Genomic DNA, 16,185 nt, shown 5'->3' with positions numbered 1-16,185 from the left:
GTGACGGCCAGGGGAAGGGGGCGAGCGGAAGGCGCCGCCGTCCCGGGTGGCCGGCTCCCGAGCGGCGCCGCACCTTGAGGGGACAAGGACACCTGGCTCTCGGGTTGTCCCCGAGAACGGCCAAGGAGCGGCCATGGTTCCCAGCCACGAGGCTTCAGGAGACAGGTCCGGAGACCAGTCCAGTTGGGGCTCGCCCTCCCAGCGACTCCTGACTCCTCCCGGCCCTCCGAGCGAGGACACGCCCTCCTCCACGGACTCCCTGGAATCGGACTTCGGGGACTCGTTCCTCGAGCAGGTGGCCGCCATCTCCACCCAGCAGGTGCGCAGCGCCCCCCTCTTCCTCGCGCCCGGGACCCGGCTGGGCGGCGAGGACGGCCAGCGCTTCGAAATCCTCACCGAGCTGGGCACCGGCGCCATGGGCCAGGTGTTCCGCGCGAAGGATCTCCTCCTGGAGCGCACCACCGCCATCAAGTTCCTGCTCCAGCACGAGCAGATTCCCCGCCAGCGGCTCGACGGCCTGTTCCTCACCGAGGCGCGCGCCACCGCCCGGTTGGACCACGAGAACATCGTCCGCATCTTCGACGTCGGCACCTGGAAGGGCATCCCCTACCTGGTCATCGAGTACCTGCGCGGCCGCTCCCTCCACGCGCTGATGAGGCAGGAGCGCCTCGAGCCCCTGCGCGCCGTCCAACTCCTGGAGCAGATCGCCGCGGGCCTCACCCACGCGCACCAGCAGGGCATCATCCACAGGGACCTCAAGCCCAGCAACGTCTTCGTCCTGGAGAACGGGCGGGTGAAGCTGCTGGACTTCGGGCTCGCGTACCTCATCGCGGGAGCCACCCCCGCGCATCTCCAGGCCGGCTCGCCCGCGTACATGGCGCCCGAGCAGTGGCGCGGAGAGCCGCAGGACGGGCGCACCGACCTCTGGGCCGCGGGCGTCATCCTCTTCGAGATGCTCACGGGCGAGCTGCCCTACCAGGCGAGCCAGCCGAAGGGCCTGCGCGCGCAGGTGACCTCGAAGGAGCCCGTCCCCCCCGCCCGCGCCCGCGCCCCCGAGCTGCGCGAGGAGCTGGACCAGGTGCTCCAACGCGCGCTGCAGAAGGACCCGGACCTGCGCTTCCAGAGCGCCGAGGAGCTCCGCCAGGCCCTGCGCGCCGTGGAGCCCCTCCTCGCCCAGCCTCCCCCTCCGCCCCCGCGCCGGCCCGGCGCCGCGGCCAGCACGGACGCCGCCATCCAGCGCCGGCAGGTGACGCTCCTGTCCGCGCGCCTGGGCAGCCTGGACGACCTCCCGCGCTCGCTCACCCCGGATGACCTGAGCGAGGTGCTGGAGGTGTTCCACCACTGCTGCATCCTCGAGACCGGACAGTGGGGCGGCACCCTCATCACCTCCATCAACGACCAGCTGCTCGTCTGCTTCGGCTGCCGCGCGGCGAGGGAGGACGACGCGGAACGCGCCGTGCGCGCGGCGGAGCACCTGCTGGACGCGATGAAGGAGCAGCTCCACCACCTCGGCCAGTCCGAGCGTCTGCTGCCCCAGCTCGGCCTCCACACCGGCCCCGTCACCCTCGACTACCTGGCCGTCCAGGCCCAGTCCGGAGGGCCCACCCTCCAGGGCGAGGCCCCCACCATCGCCAGCGCGCTCGCCTCGCGCGCCCGGCCCGGCACCGTCCTCCTCAGCGAGCAGACGCACCGCCTGGTCCGGGGCATCTTCGCCACCGAGTCCCTCGGCCCCCAGCCCCTCCAGGGCAGCCGGCGCGAGCTGGACGTCCACCGCGTCCTCAGCGATCGCGAGGTGACGAGCCGCTTCGAGCGGGCCTCCCACCAGGGACTCACCCCGCTCATCGGAAGGACGGAGGAGCTCGCGTTCCTGCTCGAGCTGTGGAACCGGGCCCGGAGCGGCCAGGGGCAGTTGCTGTTGCTCTCGGGCGAGGCGGGCATGGGCAAGTCCCGCGTGGTCCAGGCCCTCCGCGAGCGCCTCGCCGGCGAGTCCCATACCCACCTGACGTGCCAGTGCTGGCCCCAGTTCAAGGACAGCGCCTTCTACCCCGTCCTCGAGGTCATCCGCCGCGCCATGCGGCTGGAGCGCGAGCGCACTCCCGAGGCGAAGCTGGCGCGGCTGGAGCAGATGCTCACGGCCCTGGAGCTGGAGGTGCCCCACGCCCTGCCCCTGCTGGCCCCGCTGCTCTCCGTCCCCCTGCTCGAGCCGTACACGCCCCCCGCGCTGTCTCCCCGGCGGTTGAAGGAGGAGCTGCTGCAGGTGCTCGCCGAGCTGCTCCTGCGGCTCACCCGGCATGACCCCGTCCTGCTCGTGGTGGAAGACATCCATTGGGTGGACCCCTCCACCCTCCAGCTGCTCGCCCTGCTCCAGGAGCGCATCCCCTCCACCCGCACCCTGCTGGTGCTCACCGCCCGCCCTGAGTTCCGCTCTCCCCTCGCGCCCCGCCCCTGGTCCCATCACCTCACGCTGGAGCGGCTGTCCCCCGAGCACACCGGAGAGCTGGTGCGGAAGGTGGCGAGCCAGGAGCCGCTCTCCCGCGAGACGATCGACCAGCTCGTGGCCCGGACGGACGGCGTCCCGCTCTTCGTGGAGGAGCTGACGCGGATGATGCTCGAGGTGTGCCCCACCCGGCAGGGCGTCCCCGAGCGGGGCCTCGAGCAGTGGCTCGTCCCCATCACCCTGCAGGCGCTGCTCGCCGCGCGGCTCGACCGGCTCCCCCCGGAACCGAGACAACTGGCGCAGGTGGCCGCCGTGCTCGGCCGCAGCTTCACCCCCGCCGTGCTCGCGGCCGTCAGTGGTTGGGAGCCTCCCGCCCTGCAACAGGCCCTGGCCACGCTGCTCGCCTCGGGCCTGTTGCACAAGCAGGGCCCCGGCCCCGAGCTGCAGTACCAGTTCCGCCACGCCCTCATCCGCGACGCGGCCTACCAGTCGCTCCCGCGCAGCCAGCTGCGGCAGTACCACCGGCGCGTGGCCGAGGTCCTCGCGAAGCTCTTCCCGGAGACGGCGCAGGGCAACCCCGAGCTGCTCGCCTACCACCAGGCGGCGGCCGGACAGTACGAGCAGGCCATCCACTCCTGGGCCCGGGCCGGGACACTCGCCAGCCAGCGCTCCAGCAACCAGGAGGCGGTGGGCCACTTCCAGGCCGCGCTGCGGCTGGTGAAGTACCTGAGGGATCCGGCGCAGCAGCGGCGCGAGGAGCTGCACCTGCAGATCGGCCTGGGCAACAACCTGGTGGCCACGCGGGGCTATGGGACGCCCGAGGTGGAGCGCGCGTACAGCCGGGCCCACGCGCTGTGCACCACGATGGGAGACACGCCCCAGCTCTCTCCGGCCCTGCACGGCCTGTGGCTGTATTACTTCGCCCGCGCCCGCTTCCCGAAGTCCCACCAGCTCGCGGAGCAGCTGCTGGGCCTGGGGCGGAAGAACCCGGAGGCGGTGGACGTGCTCATCCTCGGCCACCGGATGATGGGCACCACGCTGTTCGCCATCGGCGAGCCCGCGGCCGCGCTGGAGCACTTCGAGCAGACGCTCGCGCGGTATGACCCCGTCCGGCATCGCTCGCTGGCGCTCGTGCACGGCGTGGACCCGGCCGTGGCCGCGATGTCGTACGTGTCGTGGATCCACTGGTACCTCGGCTTCGCGGACCAGGCGTGGCGCGACCACCAGGCGGCCCTGCGGATGGCGAAGGAGGTGGCCCACCCGCACACCTCGGCCGTCACCTACTGCTACGCCAGCAGCTTCCACCAGTTCCGGCGAGAGAGCGCCGACGCGCTGAGGTGCGCGGAGAAGGCACTGGCGTTCGCCCGGGAGCACCACTTCCCGCTCTGGGAGACGTGGGCCACCCTCATCAAGGGCTGGGCCCTGGTGGCCCAGGGCGTCGCGGAGAAGGGGCTGCCCCTGCTGCGCGCGGGCATCGAGGGCTGGCGCGCCTCGGGCTCCGAGGCGGGCATGGCCACCCACCTCACCCTGCTGGCCGAGGCGACCATGCTGGCCGGACAGTACGAGGACGCCCAGCGCGTGCTGGAGGAGGCCTTCACCCTGCAGGAGCGCTACGGCGAGCGCTGCGGCGAGGTGACGCTCCACCGCGTGCGGGCGGAGCTGCTGCTGGCACGAGGCGCCGCTCCGGAGCAGGCGCTCGCCAGCTTCCACCAGTCCATCGCCGTGGCCCGGCAGCAGGGCGCCCGCGCGCTGGAACTCCAGACGACGCTCGGCCTGTGCCGGTTGCTGCTGCGGCTGGGGGAGCGCAAGCAGGCGCGCGGCACGCTGGACGCGGTGCTGAGCGGCTTCACCGAGGGCTGGGAGACCCCGGACCAGCGGGAGGCCCGGGAGTTGTCCGCCCGGTTGGGATGAACCCGGGCGCGAGTGGGCACGCCGTGAGGGCACGCACACATTGCGGGCATGACCCGACCCCGGTGGGATGCGCCAGGAGAGACGCCAGCCGTGCCCCGGCCCACGGCCGCCTGGCCCCGCGCCCGGCTCGTCCCGCGCGTCCTCTCCGGGTTGCTCCTCGCCTATGTGCTGATGAAGGCGCTCAGCGCCGCGGGGGCGTGGCTGCTCTGGGAGGCACTCGCCATCACCCCCACGCCGCTCCCCGCGAAGCACACCGCCCTCTTCCTGACGAGCTTCCTGCTCGTCTTCACCCCGCTGCTGTACCTCTCCGCCTGCGCGCTGGCGCGGCGCCTGCTCCACCCCCGCGTGGACACGCTCGTCCTCTACATGGGCACCACCTGCTTCTGCGCGACACTCGGCGAGGTGGGCACGGACACCCTCTGCGTGACGCTGCTGAAGCGGCCCCTCTGGCTCTACCACGTCTGGCCGGTGAACCACGGCTACGCCTCGGCCGCCGGGCTCTTCACCTGGCCCCTCTATGGGGGCTTCGTCTACCTGCTGCACCAGGCCCTGCGCACCAACCCCCGGCTGCGCTGCTTCGACCGGGACGGCACCAAGGTGCTGCTGCTCGCCGTGAACGCCATGCTGCTGGAGATCTTCGTCAACGTCTTCTCGCTCGGCCTCTTCGAGTCCTTCTTCTTCTTCTATTTCCGAGAGGACCTGGGGCACTTCTCCACGGGGGAGATCTTCCTCCCCTACGTGGTGCTCGGCTCCGCGGGCCTGAAGCTGCTGGCCTTCCTGGAGCGCAGGCGGCATCGCCTGGCCATCGGGCTGGCGCTTCAGGCCCTCGGCATCCTATGCGTGCTGCTCATGCCGTAGCCAACGTGTCCCCGGACCGCGGTGCCCGCTCCCAGCCCTGGACGCCCCAGGTCTGCCGCAGATGATCCGGCAGGCGGAAGGGCACGCGGTTCTTCCCGCGGCCCGCCCAGGCGATGCCCTCCATCAGCTTGCGCCCGAGCAGCACGCACAGCTCCTCGGTGAAGAGGCTGTGCTCGTCCATCTCGTCCATGACCCACCCCAGGCCCACCAACGGCCCCATGAGCAGGGTGCTCTTCAGGTCGTGCTTGCGTGGCACTCCGGCGGCGCTCGCCGTGGAGGCACCCAGCAGGTGATAGATGAGCACCTCCCCCAGGTCATCGAAGAGGTTGCCGGGCGTGACATGGTCCAGCAACGACAGCAGGGCCTGCGTCATCTCCGCGCCCTCCCTGCTCCACTGGAACTGGCGCCGGGCGATTTCATCGAAGAGGCGCTCGCCCTCCTCGTAGCGCTCGGGCAGCAGCTCGCCCTGGATGCCCATGATGTGACCCACCACGCGCCAGGCGTGGTAGTAGGCCTGCGTCTCGAGCGGCGACGGGGTGTACCCCAGCTTGGGAAGCGCGCGCAGGGTGACGACGGAGAAGGCCAGCATGGTGGCCGCCATGTCCTCCTGGTTGATGGGCTGGCCCAACGCCGGGTCCCACTTCCCCTCCTGGGCGATGAGATGGCGCACGGCGGCATGCATGAGGCGCACCTTCTGCGCGGTGCGGATGCCACGCCCGCCCGGCGCGAGTCCCGCCGGATTGCCGGGCCCCAGGTCCGGAGCCATGACATCCACCACCATCTGCGCCGTCTCCAGGATGCGGCGCGTGAGGTTCGTGGGAAGGCCCGTGCCCCGCCGCACGTCGCGGGAGAGCCACGCGCGCAGTCTCATGGACAGCCGCTGGGAGAGCGGAAGCTTCATGAGCAGGTTCGAGGCCAGCACGTCCCGGACGCGCGTGTCGCGCCCACGCCCCATCTTCCCGGTGAGATGGAGGACCTTCACCCCCTTGCGGGCCGCATAGCAGGACGGCAGCGAGGCGCAGAAGAGCGCGATGAGCATCTGGGGAGCGCAGCGGTTGAAGAAGCGCTGGCCCTCGGCGAGGAGGGACGGCTGCGTCCAGTCGGGCAAGGCCCGCGTGTCGTCGAGGAAGTGGCGAAGTGACGGGTGTAGCTGCTCGGGCGCCGGCTGCTCATTGAGGATGAGCTGCGTCATCAACTCGTTGGCCAGCGTCACCTCGCGCTCGCTCAGGCTCCGGACCGCCTCGTCGGCCTCCGGGTCGCACTCGGTGCGCTTGGTGTCCAGGAATGCATCCGTCCACCGCTCTTCCATCATCCGCATCTGAACCGCCCCTGACATTCTTCTCAGGAGGGCACCCCCATGGTGTCCTCATAGGGTCCGACGGAAATCGGCCATTTGTGACACCGGGCCGTCACGGGCCGAGACCCTGGATGAGGGGGGAGCGGTAGCCCGCTCCGGGCGCTACTCCAGCACGCAGCCGTCCCGCTCGCTGACGAAGCGAGCCTTCTCGCCCCACAGCAGCGCGGCGGCCGTCTGCACGCTGCGCTCCTCGTAGTCCACCGTCACCGTGGCCACCGCCGGGCTCGCCGCCGTCCAGCGCCGGCAGTAGTCCTCGCTCATCCGCATCACGAAGACGCAGGAGCAGAAGTCCTTCGCCGTGTACGAGGTGACGAGCTGCAAGTCATTGTTGTCATAGGGACGCTGCACCGTGTCGCCCCTCCCGCAGGAGAGGGCCACGGCACACGCGAGCACCATCAGCGCACGGCTCCCGCTCATGGCAGCTCCTCCACCACCGCGAGGGCCAGCTTCAGGAAGGTGTCCAACGAGAACGAGCCGTCCCGGTCATCCGCCGTCCGCACCACGATGAGCTCCTGGGAAGGAATGATGGAGATGGACTGGCCCCAGTGCCCTCGCGCGGCGTAGGCGCCCTCGGGCACGCTGGGGAAGGGCAGCTCCGTCTGCACGTTGGGGATGGGCCGGTTGAGCCACCACTGCCAGCCCTGCACGTCGTCCCGGCCCCGCTCGTAGGACTTGCGCTGGATGGGCTCGGACACCGCCGTCGACCTCGCCACCCAGTCCTCGGGGAGGATCTGCTCTCCCGCCCAGCACCCGTTGCGCAGGTAGAAGTAGCCGAACTTCGCCAGGTCCCTCGGCGTGGCGTGCAGGTACGAGGAGCCCACCACCACGCCCTTGCCATCCCGCTCCCACGTGGCGCTCTTCATCCCCAGCTTGTCGAGCAGCAACACCCACGGCCAGTCCCTGCCCAGCTCGGGCTTCAACGCCGCGTCCAGCACCCCGGCCAGCAGCGTCGCGTCGCCCGAGGAGTAGCGCCACGAGGTGCCCGGCGGGTCACTGCGCTCGTGCGCGGTGATGAAGGACACCATGTCCCGGCGGCCCTCTCCGTACAGCATCGCCAGCACCGAGGACGTCTGGTACGTGCCACCGTTCTCGTAGTCCTCCCGCCAGTCCAGCCCCGAGGCGAACTCCATCAGGTTGCGCACCGTGATGGCGCAGTTGTCCTGCCTCGACGCCTTCACGTGCTCGCAGATGGAGTCGTCCAGGCTCAGCGCGCCCCGCTTCACCGCGATGCCCACCAGCGCGCTGGTGACGCTCTTCGACATGGACCAGGCCAGGTGCCGCTTGCTCGCGTCGAAGCCGCGGCCGTAGCGCTCGTACACCACCCGGCCCTTGTGGATGACGACGACGCCATCCGTGCGCACGCCCTTGCGCTCCTTGTCCTCCCCCTGGAGCGTGAAGGCGTAGTCCTCCAACGCCTGGATTTGGGCCGCCCTCGCCGCCGCGACTTCCGCGCGGGCATCGGGCCATTCCTCCGTGGGCCAGGGGGTGGGGGGAGTGGGGCAGTCGGCGGCACGGGCCGGCGAAACGAGCGCCAGGGCCGAAGCCAGAAACAGGGGGGACATTCCGCGAAGTCGACGCATGGGAGGACCGTTCAGAAGGTGTAGCGCAGCAGGGGAACCACCAGGGCCCGCGAGGCGGTCGCCTCCACCACGGAGCGCGGACGCTCGGGGACTCGCGACAGCGTGGGCGGCGGCACCGGCGCCGTCGCGCGCATCGTCAGCGTCACCGCCGTGGGCAACACCAGCGCCTCCACCAACGTGAAGAGCGCCGCGTCCCCCAGGTCATCCACCGTCGCCCCGAGCAGCACCGCCCCCGTCACCGCCAGTGCGTGCACCCCGAGCGCCACCCACACCGCCGGTTGGAAACGCACGCTGCCCGGCTGCAACGCATTGCCCACCAGCCACTGCGCCCCCGTCACCGCCAGCGGCGGCACCACCAGCAGCAACACCATCGCCGGAGCCGCCGCCCCCACCAGGTTCGACGACAGCGAGCCCACCCACGCGCTCAGCGCCAACGTCGCCGGCACCGCCACCACCGCCGCCCCCGCCCCCGTGCCCAGCTCCAGCGCCATCCACTTCGCCGGGTGCTCCGTCATCATCCCCGCCGGCAACAGCCGCGCCGACTCCGGCGCCGCCCGTGACGTCATCGGCACCATCCACAGCACCAGGGCCAGCACCAGCGCCAGGCCAGGACTCACGCCGCGCCGGGCCCACCGCTCATCCGCTCGCAAGGGAGACATGGGCTCCTGTCATATCATCGACACGCGCCCGCCGTGCCCCCCACCCGGGGGGCTTTCCGCCGCCCTCGCCTTCGTGCCACCGTGCACGCCACGGCGAGCACGCGTGCCCGACTCCAAGCACATCCTCCAACGCTGGCATCCCCTCGGACGGCTGGGACTGTTCTCCCTGGTGTATTCCGCCAGCACCGCCCTGGGCATGCGGCTCAACGCCTCGGACGAGCACTTCTCCACCCTCTGGCCCCCCAGTGGCGTGCTGCTCGCCGCGCTGCTGCTCTCCCGCTTCCGCGACTGGCCCGCCCTCCTGCTCGCCGCCGTCCTCCTCAAGCCCCTCACCTCCTTCCCCGGGCACCTGCCCCACCTGGGCGGCTTCCTCCTGTCCACCGGCAGTGCCCTCGAGTCGCTCGCCGGCGCCTTCCTGCTGCGCCGCTACGCCGGCTTCCGCCCCTCCCTCGAGCGCGTGCGCGACGTCCTCTTGCTGGTGGGGCTCGGCGCCCTGCTGAGCACCCTGCTCGGCGCCACCTCCGGCGTCACCCTCATGGCCCTCCGGGGCCAAATCCCCTGGCGGGAGTGGGGCGGCCAGTGGCGCATCTTCTGGGTGGGAGATGCCATGGGCGTGCTGCTGGTGGCCCCCGCGCTGCTCTCCTGGTCCACCCGCGGCCTCGAGGGCTGGGGCCGCGCCCGCCCGCTGGAGCTCGCCGCGCTGCTCGGGGTGCTCGTGCTGGCCGTGGACCTCGTCTTCCACCTGGGCCCCGACAACACCAGCGTCTACCACCCCGTCAGCTACCTCGCCTTCCCCTTCATCCTCTGGGCCGCGCTGCGCTTCGAGGTCCGCGGCACCTCGGCGGCCATGGTGGCCCTCACCGCCGTGGCCCTCCAGCACACGCTCGAGGGCAATGGCCCCTTCGCCGCCGGGCCCCCGGGCAGCACCAGCACCGCGCGCCTCGTCTTCCTCCAGTCCTTCCTCGCCGCCGTGGGCGTGTCCGGGCTGCTGCTGGCCGCCGCGCTCGGCGAGCGCCGCCTCGCCCAGGAGAAGGCCACCCTCCTCAACCGCGAGCTGCGCCAGTCCCTGCACGCGCTCGCCACCGCCCAGCAGGAGCTCGTCCGCCGCGAGCGCATGGCCGCCCTCGGCGAGCTGTCCGCCAGCGTCGCCCACGAGGTGCGCAACCCCCTGGGGGTCATCGCCAACTCGGTGGCCGCCCTCTCGCGCCTGGTGGGGCCCGAGCAGGGCACCTCCCGGGAGCTGCTCGGCGTCATGGGCGAGGAGGTGGCCCGGTTGGACCACCTCATCAACGGGCTGCTGGACTTCGCCCGCCCCCAGGTGCCCCGCCTGCGGCCACAGCCCATCGGCCCCGTGGTGGACGGCGCCCTGGAGGCCGCCTCGCGCGCCCAGCCACAGGCCGGGCACGTCCGGGTGACGCGCGAGGAGGAGCCCGCCCTGCCCGACGCCCCGCTGGACGCGCAGCTGCTCCACCTGGCGCTCAGCAACCTCTTCACCAACGCCCTGCAGGCCATGCCCCAGGGCGGCACCCTGCACGTCCGGCTCGGCTCCGTCCCGGCGCGCGGCGGCGTGCCCCTGGCCCGCGTCTCCATCACCGACTCGGGCCCGGGCATCCCTCCCGAGGTCATGGCCCGGCTCTTCGAGCCCTTCTACACCACCAAGGCCTCGGGCACCGGCCTCGGGCTCGCCATCGTGCGGCGCATCGTCGAGGCCCACCAGGGCTCCGTCGAGGTGCACTCCACCCCGGGCCAGGGGACGACCTTCATCGTCCTCCTGCCCCTGGCGCAGGCCTCCCGCTCGGCCGCCTGAGCTCCCGCGTCAGAACGGGATGCCGCCGTCGTCGTCCCCGCCACCGCCGCTGTAGTCATCATCCCCGTGCGGAGGCGGCTCGTCTCCTCCACCGCCCTCGCCACCCCGCTGCCGGGCGATCTCCGCCTCGATGGACGCCAGCAGCTGCCGCTCCCGGTCGTGCCAGCGCGACTTGCTCGGGTCGTTCAGCGAGCGCCTCGCGCCATTGGCGTAGTACTCGAGGTCTCCCATGCTCGCGCCCCGGATGGGCGCGCCCTTGCTGCGGCCGTAGTTGGGGAACACCTCGCCCGCGCCGCCTCCCCCGCCGCCGCCGCCACCACCGCCGCCGCCCGAGGACGCACGCCTCGGCGCCGCCGCCGCGTCCGGCGTCGCGCCAATGCTCATCTCTCCCAGCTTCAGCGAGAAACCGTCCCCATTGCGGAACGCCGTCCCCACCCGCACCTGCTCCACGCGCCCGTCCGGGCGCTTCACTGCCACCGTCACCGGATAACCCTGATCGCTCATCCCCGCCGGAAATCACTCCCGCCCCACGGTGTCAACGACTCCGCGAGGCAGCAATGCTCCGGCCAACCCGCCCGCGGAGCGGGCAGGCACCAGGGGACTGGGGGAGCGTTCACGGGTGGAACCTGGGGTCCCGGGCCGCGGCTCAGCGCAGCTCGACGCGCTCCTTGCCGCCCTTCTTGCGCACCCAGGCCTTCGGCTTCGGCGGTGCCGCCGGCTCCGGCCTCTGGGGCGCCGCCTCCGCCAGCGCCTTCGACGCCGCACGGCCCCTCGGCAACACCACGTCCGGCACCGACTGCGGCGCGGCGTCGTCCACCCACTTGTCCGGCCGCCGGTTCGACTTCACCAGCAACCGCAGCTTCTGGTAGTGCGCCGAGCAGTACCCCTTCGAGCGCGACGGCCTCTTGCACCCGATGACCGCGCAGCGCTTGCCCTCCTCCGTCCGCGCCGCCGGAGGACGGCCCCGGCGCGCCGGCACGGCCTCGGCCTGCTGCGCTCCCCGCGCCGCCGGCACCACCGCGCCCCGGCCCCTCGGGCCACCCGGCGCCGACATGCCCGGCAACGCCAGCTGCAACGACTGCATCCGCTTCGTCAATGGCGCCAGACGCTGGACGATGTCCACCAGCTCATCCACCACCGCCAGCCGCTCATCCATTCGCGTGATGGCCTTGTGCATGGGAGCCAGCCGCCCCCTCAGCTCCGCCTGGACCATCTCCCGCAACGGTTTTTCGATCGACATGCGCGCACCATATGCCACTCAGTGGCCCCTACCGCCAGTCCCTCGGACCCCCGCTCTGTCGACCCGGCCACGTCCCACCCCCTCCGTCCACCTCCGCGCATCCCATGCCGAATGCTGCGGCGCTCCCGCCCCGCTTGGGGCATGGTGCACCGTCCGCGGGCACGAGGACTCCCAGACATGACCCACGATTCGACTGATTGGCTTTGCATCAATACCCTCCGCACCCTCGCCATGGATGCGGTGGAACAGGCCCACTCGGGCCACCCGGGCGCGCCCATGGCGCTGGCGCCCGTGGCCTACCAGCTGTGGCAGCAGGAGCTGCGCTACGACCCGACCCAGCCCATCTGGCCCAACCGCGACCGGTTCGTGCTCTCCAACGGGCACGCCTCCATGCTCCTCTACGCCCTGCTCCACCTGACGGGCGTGCGCCGCGTCACCTCGGACTACACCGTCGAGGACCAGGTGGCCATCTCGTTGGAGGACATCAAGAAGTTCCGCCAGCTGGACAGCTCCACCCCCGGCCACCCCGAGTACCGCTGGACGAGCGGCGTGGAGACCACCACCGGCCCCCTGGGCCAGGGCGTGGCCAACAGCGTGGGCATGGCCATCGCCAGCCGCTGGCTCGCCGGGTACTTCAACCGCCCCGGCTTCGAGCTCTTCGACTACGACGTCTATGCCCTGTGCGGTGACGGAGACCTGATGGAGGGCGTGGCCAGCGAGGCGGCCTCGCTCGCCGGGCACCTGAAGCTGCCCAACCTGTGCTGGGTGTACGACAGCAACCGCATCAGCATCGACGGCAGCACGGACCTGGCCTTCACCGAGGACGTGGGCAAGCGCTTCGAGGCCTATGGCTGGCGCGTGCTCCACGTGGCCGACGCCAACGACCTGGACGCGCTCTCGCAGGCCTTCCGCACCTTCAAGCAGGACCGCGGCCTGCCCACCCTCATCATCGTCACCACGCAGATTGGATATGGCGCGCCCAGGAAGCAGGGCAGCGCGTCCGCCCACGGCGAGCCCCTGGGCGCGGAGGAGATCAAGGGCGCCAAGCGCAAGTACGGGTGGCCCGAGGACGCGCAGTTCCTCGTGCCCGAGGGCGTGCGCGAGCGCTTCGCCGAGCGGATGGGGAAGCGCAGCCGCGAGCTGCGCACGGAGTGGGAGGCGAGGTTCGCCGAGTACCAGAAGAAGCACCCGGAGCTGGCGGAGCACCTCACGCGGATGCAGAAGCGCGAGCTGCCCGAGGGCTGGGACAAGGAGCTGCCGGTGTTCCCGGCGGACGCCAAGGGCGTGGCCACGCGCGAGTCGAGCGGCAAGGTGCTCGGCGCGCTGGCGAAGAACTACCCGTGGATGGTGGGCGGCTCGGCGGACCTGAATCCGTCCACGAAGACGTACCTGTCGTTCTCGGGCGCGATGAAGCCGGGGGACCAGACGGGGCGCAACATCCACTTCGGCGTGCGCGAGCATGCCATGGGCTCCATCATCAACGGCCTGGCGCTGAGCAAGGTGCGCCCGTACAGCGCCACCTTCCTCATCTTCAGCGAGTACGAGCGGCCGCCCATCCGGCTGTCGGCCATCATGGAGCTGCCGGCCATCCACATCTTCACGCATGACTCGATTGGCCTGGGCGAGGACGGCCCGACGCACCAGCCGGTGGAGCAGCTGCCCAGCCTGCGCTCGATTCCGGGGCTCATCGTGCTGCGCCCGGCGGACGCCAACGAGGTGACGGAGGCGTGGCGGGTGATTGCGCCGCTGAAGCACCAGCCGGTGGTGCTGGTGCTCACGCGCCAGGCGGTGCCCACGCTGGACCGGACGAAGTACGCGCCGGCCTCGGGCGTGGCCAAGGGGGCCTACGTGCTGTCGGACAGCAAGGGCACGCCGGACGTCATCCTGATTGGCACGGGCAGCGAGGTGTCGCTGTGCCTGCAGGCGCAGGAGCAGCTGGAGGGCCAGGGCGTGAAGGCGCGGGTGGTGAGCATGCCCTCGTGGGAGCTGTTCGAGCAGCAGGACGAGGCGTACCGGGAGCAGGTGCTGCCCTCGTCGGTGCACGCGCGCGTGGCGGTGGAGAAGGCGTCCACGTTCGGCTGGGAGCGCTTCGTGGGCCTGCGCGGCGCGGTGGTGGGCATGCGCAGCTTCGGGGCCTCGGCGCCGCTCAAGGCCCTGCAGCAGAAGTTCGGCTTCACCGTGGACAACGTGGTGAAGGTGGCCCGCGAGGTGATGGAGCAGGCGAAGAAGTAGCCACCGTGCAGAGCCCCCTCTCCCCCTGGGAGAGGGTGGGGGTGAGGGTCTTCCCCGGTCCGCCCGAGCAGGTGGACGGGGAGGGCCCGGCCCGAGCAGAAGGAGAGCCATGGGATTCACGCTGGAGGTCGAGAACTACCGCGCACTCCGGAAGGTGCGCTGGAGCCCCTCGGGGGTCTGCGCCATCACGGGACCCAACGGCTCGGGCAAGACGACCTTGCTGTCGGTCATCGAGTTCCTGCGGCATTTCCTCCAGCGAGGTAATCAAGCCGCTGTCGAGTTCTCGGGCGGAACCGCGAGCATCAGGAACCAGCATGCCGGAATCACCGACGCGATCCGGTTCACGCTGCTCCAGCAGAATTGCTTTTGGATGGTTCAGGCATACCTCACACCTCCTTCTCTCGAAATCTCAGAGGGTGTTTGGCTTGACCAGCAGCAGCTCGCCAATCGTGACATCTTTTCGAGCACGGCGTCTGTCCTGGAACGCAAGTTGATCATCTCGGGAGATTCCGTCTTCTCACATGCAATGAGCCTGCTTCCCACCGAGCAGAGGGAAGCACTCAAGGGGCTGCACGAGCTCGCATCGAACTTCCGGCTGTACCAGAACCTCCAATCCGGCACGCTGCGTACCGTAGGCTCCCCCTCCACGGCGGACCTATACCTCCACACAGACGGACGCAATGCGTTCTCGGTGCTGCGCAACTGGAAGGCCGGCCGTAAGGAGCACGAAGAGCGCTGGCGCTTCGTCCGCGATGGGCTGGAGGAGTGCTTCCCAGAGCTCTTCGAGGACATCGAGTTCCTCTCGGCCGGACAGACCGTCACCGTCCGGTTCTTCTTCAAGGGGTTACAAGAGCCCATTGATGCCTACTCGGCACCCCATGGCCTGCTCATCACGCTGCTCCACCTGTGTGCCATTGCCTCCACGCCGGACGGTGGCGCCGCGGCTATAGACGAGCCGGAGAACGGCCTGCACCCGTACGCCATCCGGACGTTGATGGACCTGGCGAGGGCCCGCGCCTCGGCGAAGGATCTGACCCTCCTCCTCGCGACGCACTCGCCGGTGGTTCTCAACACCTTCAACACCGAGCCGGAGCGCGTCTACATCATGGAGCCCGGCCACGACGTGCTCCCCATCGCGCTGAGCGAGCACAGCAATCCGGAGTGGCTCGCGCACTTCTCGCTGGGGGACCTCTACAGCGACCAGACCTTCGGCGCCCAGAGGCGGCCCCCCAAGTGACGGTCCGGGTTCAGCTCATCGTCACGGGAGAGCTCGAACGCCTGGGTCTGCACCTCTCCCTCCGGAAGCTCTTCGCCCCGACCGGCGCGGACGTCGAGTTCCTCGAGCCACAGAAGACCCAGGACTTCACCTCCAATCGAGTCGGGGCACTGCTGCCCCCGGAACTGGCCGCCAAATCACTCGCGGCGAAGCTCGCGGGCGCGCTGGTGCTCGGGGTGTATCCGGGCCGGGGCGGCACGATGCAGGCGGACCACGTCATCGCGGTGGACGACCTGGAGCTGGTCAACGCGGACCAGCCCGGGCACGTCCTGGAGTACTTCCGCCACGCGGTGAGGGCGCACGTCGACCGGACGTTCCCATCCGCCACCACCCGCGAACGGGTGTACCAGTCACTGGCCGAGCGCGGCTCGTTCCACCTGCTCACCCCGATGGTGGAGACCTACTTCTTCGGCGAGACCGCCGCGCTCCAGCGGGCCAAGGCCCACCAGGCACCCAATCGCTTCGACACGGCTCGCGCTCTCGAGGACTTCGAGGTGGATGATGCGGCTTATCTGGCCGCCACGGTGCCAGGGAAGTCCGAGCCCCGGCACCGGCACCCGAAGAACTATGTCCGGTACCTCTGCGACCCCACGGGACAGCGGCGCGCCTACCGCGAGACGCACGAGGGACTCGATGCCCTCCAGGTCCTCGACTGGACGGCGGTCCTCCAGCAGGAGGCACACGCGGCGTTCGCACGAGCGCTCATCGACGACATCGCCGATGCGCTGAATGTCCCATCGCCGTGTCCGGGCGCATGCGCTTCTCTGACTGTGCGAAAGGGAGACGGCCTGCTGCGCAACATCTGAGGGCATGCCGCCATGAGGCTGG

The 16,185-nt window shown here is 70.8% G+C and carries 12 protein-coding genes; 6 read left to right on the top strand and 6 right to left on the bottom strand.

Annotated elements, in window-relative coordinates; all coding sequences use genetic code 11:
- Positions 1-133 precede the first annotated feature (133 nt).
- Positions 134-4,348 (top strand): TOMM system kinase/cyclase fusion protein, encoded by a 4,215-nt coding sequence (locus tag VFZ09_RS42470; protein ID WP_329733522.1) that lies wholly within the window; start codon positions 134-136, stop codon positions 4,346-4,348.
- Between the two features lie 90 nt (positions 4,349-4,438).
- On the top strand, positions 4,439-5,206 hold the full coding sequence (locus tag VFZ09_RS42465) for a hypothetical protein (RefSeq protein WP_329733521.1): 768 nt from the start codon (positions 4,439-4,441) through the stop codon (positions 5,204-5,206).
- On the opposite strand, the gene VFZ09_RS42460 is transcribed toward VFZ09_RS42465, so the two are convergent.
- The 4 genes from VFZ09_RS42460 to VFZ09_RS42445 all read right to left on the bottom strand — a co-directional run bounded on the left by VFZ09_RS42460 (position 5,196) and on the right by VFZ09_RS42445 (position 8,802).
- A complete protein-coding gene (locus VFZ09_RS42460; protein WP_329733520.1) occupies positions 5,196-6,524 on the bottom strand; it encodes an oxygenase MpaB family protein in 1,329 nt (442 codons plus the stop codon). The genes VFZ09_RS42465 and VFZ09_RS42460 overlap by 11 nt on opposite strands.
- A 141-nt stretch (positions 6,525-6,665) precedes the next feature.
- A complete protein-coding gene (locus tag VFZ09_RS42455; protein ID WP_329733519.1) occupies positions 6,666-6,980 on the bottom strand; it encodes a hypothetical protein in 315 nt (104 codons plus the stop codon).
- On the bottom strand, positions 6,977-8,125 hold the full coding sequence (locus tag VFZ09_RS42450; protein ID WP_329733518.1) for a serine hydrolase: 1,149 nt from the start codon (positions 8,123-8,125) through the stop codon (positions 6,977-6,979). Before VFZ09_RS42450 ends, VFZ09_RS42455 begins: the two co-directional genes overlap by 4 nt.
- A gap of 29 nt (positions 8,126-8,154) precedes the next feature.
- On the bottom strand, positions 8,155-8,802 hold the full coding sequence (locus VFZ09_RS42445; RefSeq protein WP_329733517.1) for a hypothetical protein: 648 nt from the start codon (positions 8,800-8,802) through the stop codon (positions 8,155-8,157).
- A 103-nt stretch (positions 8,803-8,905) separates the two neighbouring features.
- On the opposite strand from VFZ09_RS42445, the gene VFZ09_RS42440 reads away from it, so the two are divergent.
- Positions 8,906-10,609 (top strand): MASE1 domain-containing protein, encoded by a 1,704-nt coding sequence (locus tag VFZ09_RS42440; RefSeq protein WP_329733516.1) that lies wholly within the window; start codon positions 8,906-8,908, stop codon positions 10,607-10,609.
- A 9-nt stretch (positions 10,610-10,618) separates the two neighbouring features.
- Here the strand turns inward: VFZ09_RS42440 and VFZ09_RS42435 are convergent, their stop codons facing one another.
- Together VFZ09_RS42435 and VFZ09_RS42430 are read right to left on the bottom strand one after the other, a co-directional pair.
- Complete coding sequence (locus VFZ09_RS42435; protein WP_329733515.1) at positions 10,619-11,113, bottom strand: hypothetical protein; 495 nt, start codon at positions 11,111-11,113, stop codon at positions 10,619-10,621.
- A gap of 142 nt (positions 11,114-11,255) precedes the next feature.
- A complete protein-coding gene (locus VFZ09_RS42430; protein ID WP_329733514.1) occupies positions 11,256-11,849 on the bottom strand; it encodes a hypothetical protein in 594 nt (197 codons plus the stop codon).
- Between the two features lie 177 nt (positions 11,850-12,026).
- Between VFZ09_RS42430 and tkt the strand changes: the two genes are divergently transcribed.
- From tkt to VFZ09_RS42415, 3 genes are all read left to right on the top strand, one after another.
- Positions 12,027-14,081, top strand: a complete 2,055-nt coding sequence (gene tkt / locus VFZ09_RS42425; RefSeq protein ID WP_329733513.1) for a transketolase — start codon at positions 12,027-12,029, stop codon at positions 14,079-14,081.
- 109 nt (positions 14,082-14,190) lie between these two features.
- Complete coding sequence (locus VFZ09_RS42420) at positions 14,191-15,318, top strand: AAA family ATPase (protein WP_329733512.1); 1,128 nt, start codon at positions 14,191-14,193, stop codon at positions 15,316-15,318.
- Positions 15,315-16,163, top strand: a complete 849-nt coding sequence (locus VFZ09_RS42415; protein WP_329733511.1) for a hypothetical protein — start codon at positions 15,315-15,317, stop codon at positions 16,161-16,163. The genes VFZ09_RS42420 and VFZ09_RS42415 overlap by 4 nt, the downstream gene beginning before the upstream one ends.
- The last annotated feature ends 22 nt before the right edge of the window (positions 16,164-16,185 follow it).

Origin of the sequence: Archangium sp., from assembly GCF_036277355.1 — a bacterium.
Taxonomy (GTDB): Bacteria; Myxococcota; Myxococcia; order Myxococcales; family Myxococcaceae; genus Archangium.
Note: the sequence above shows the minus strand (reverse complement) of the source record. Positions and strands in the feature narration are given on the sequence as shown.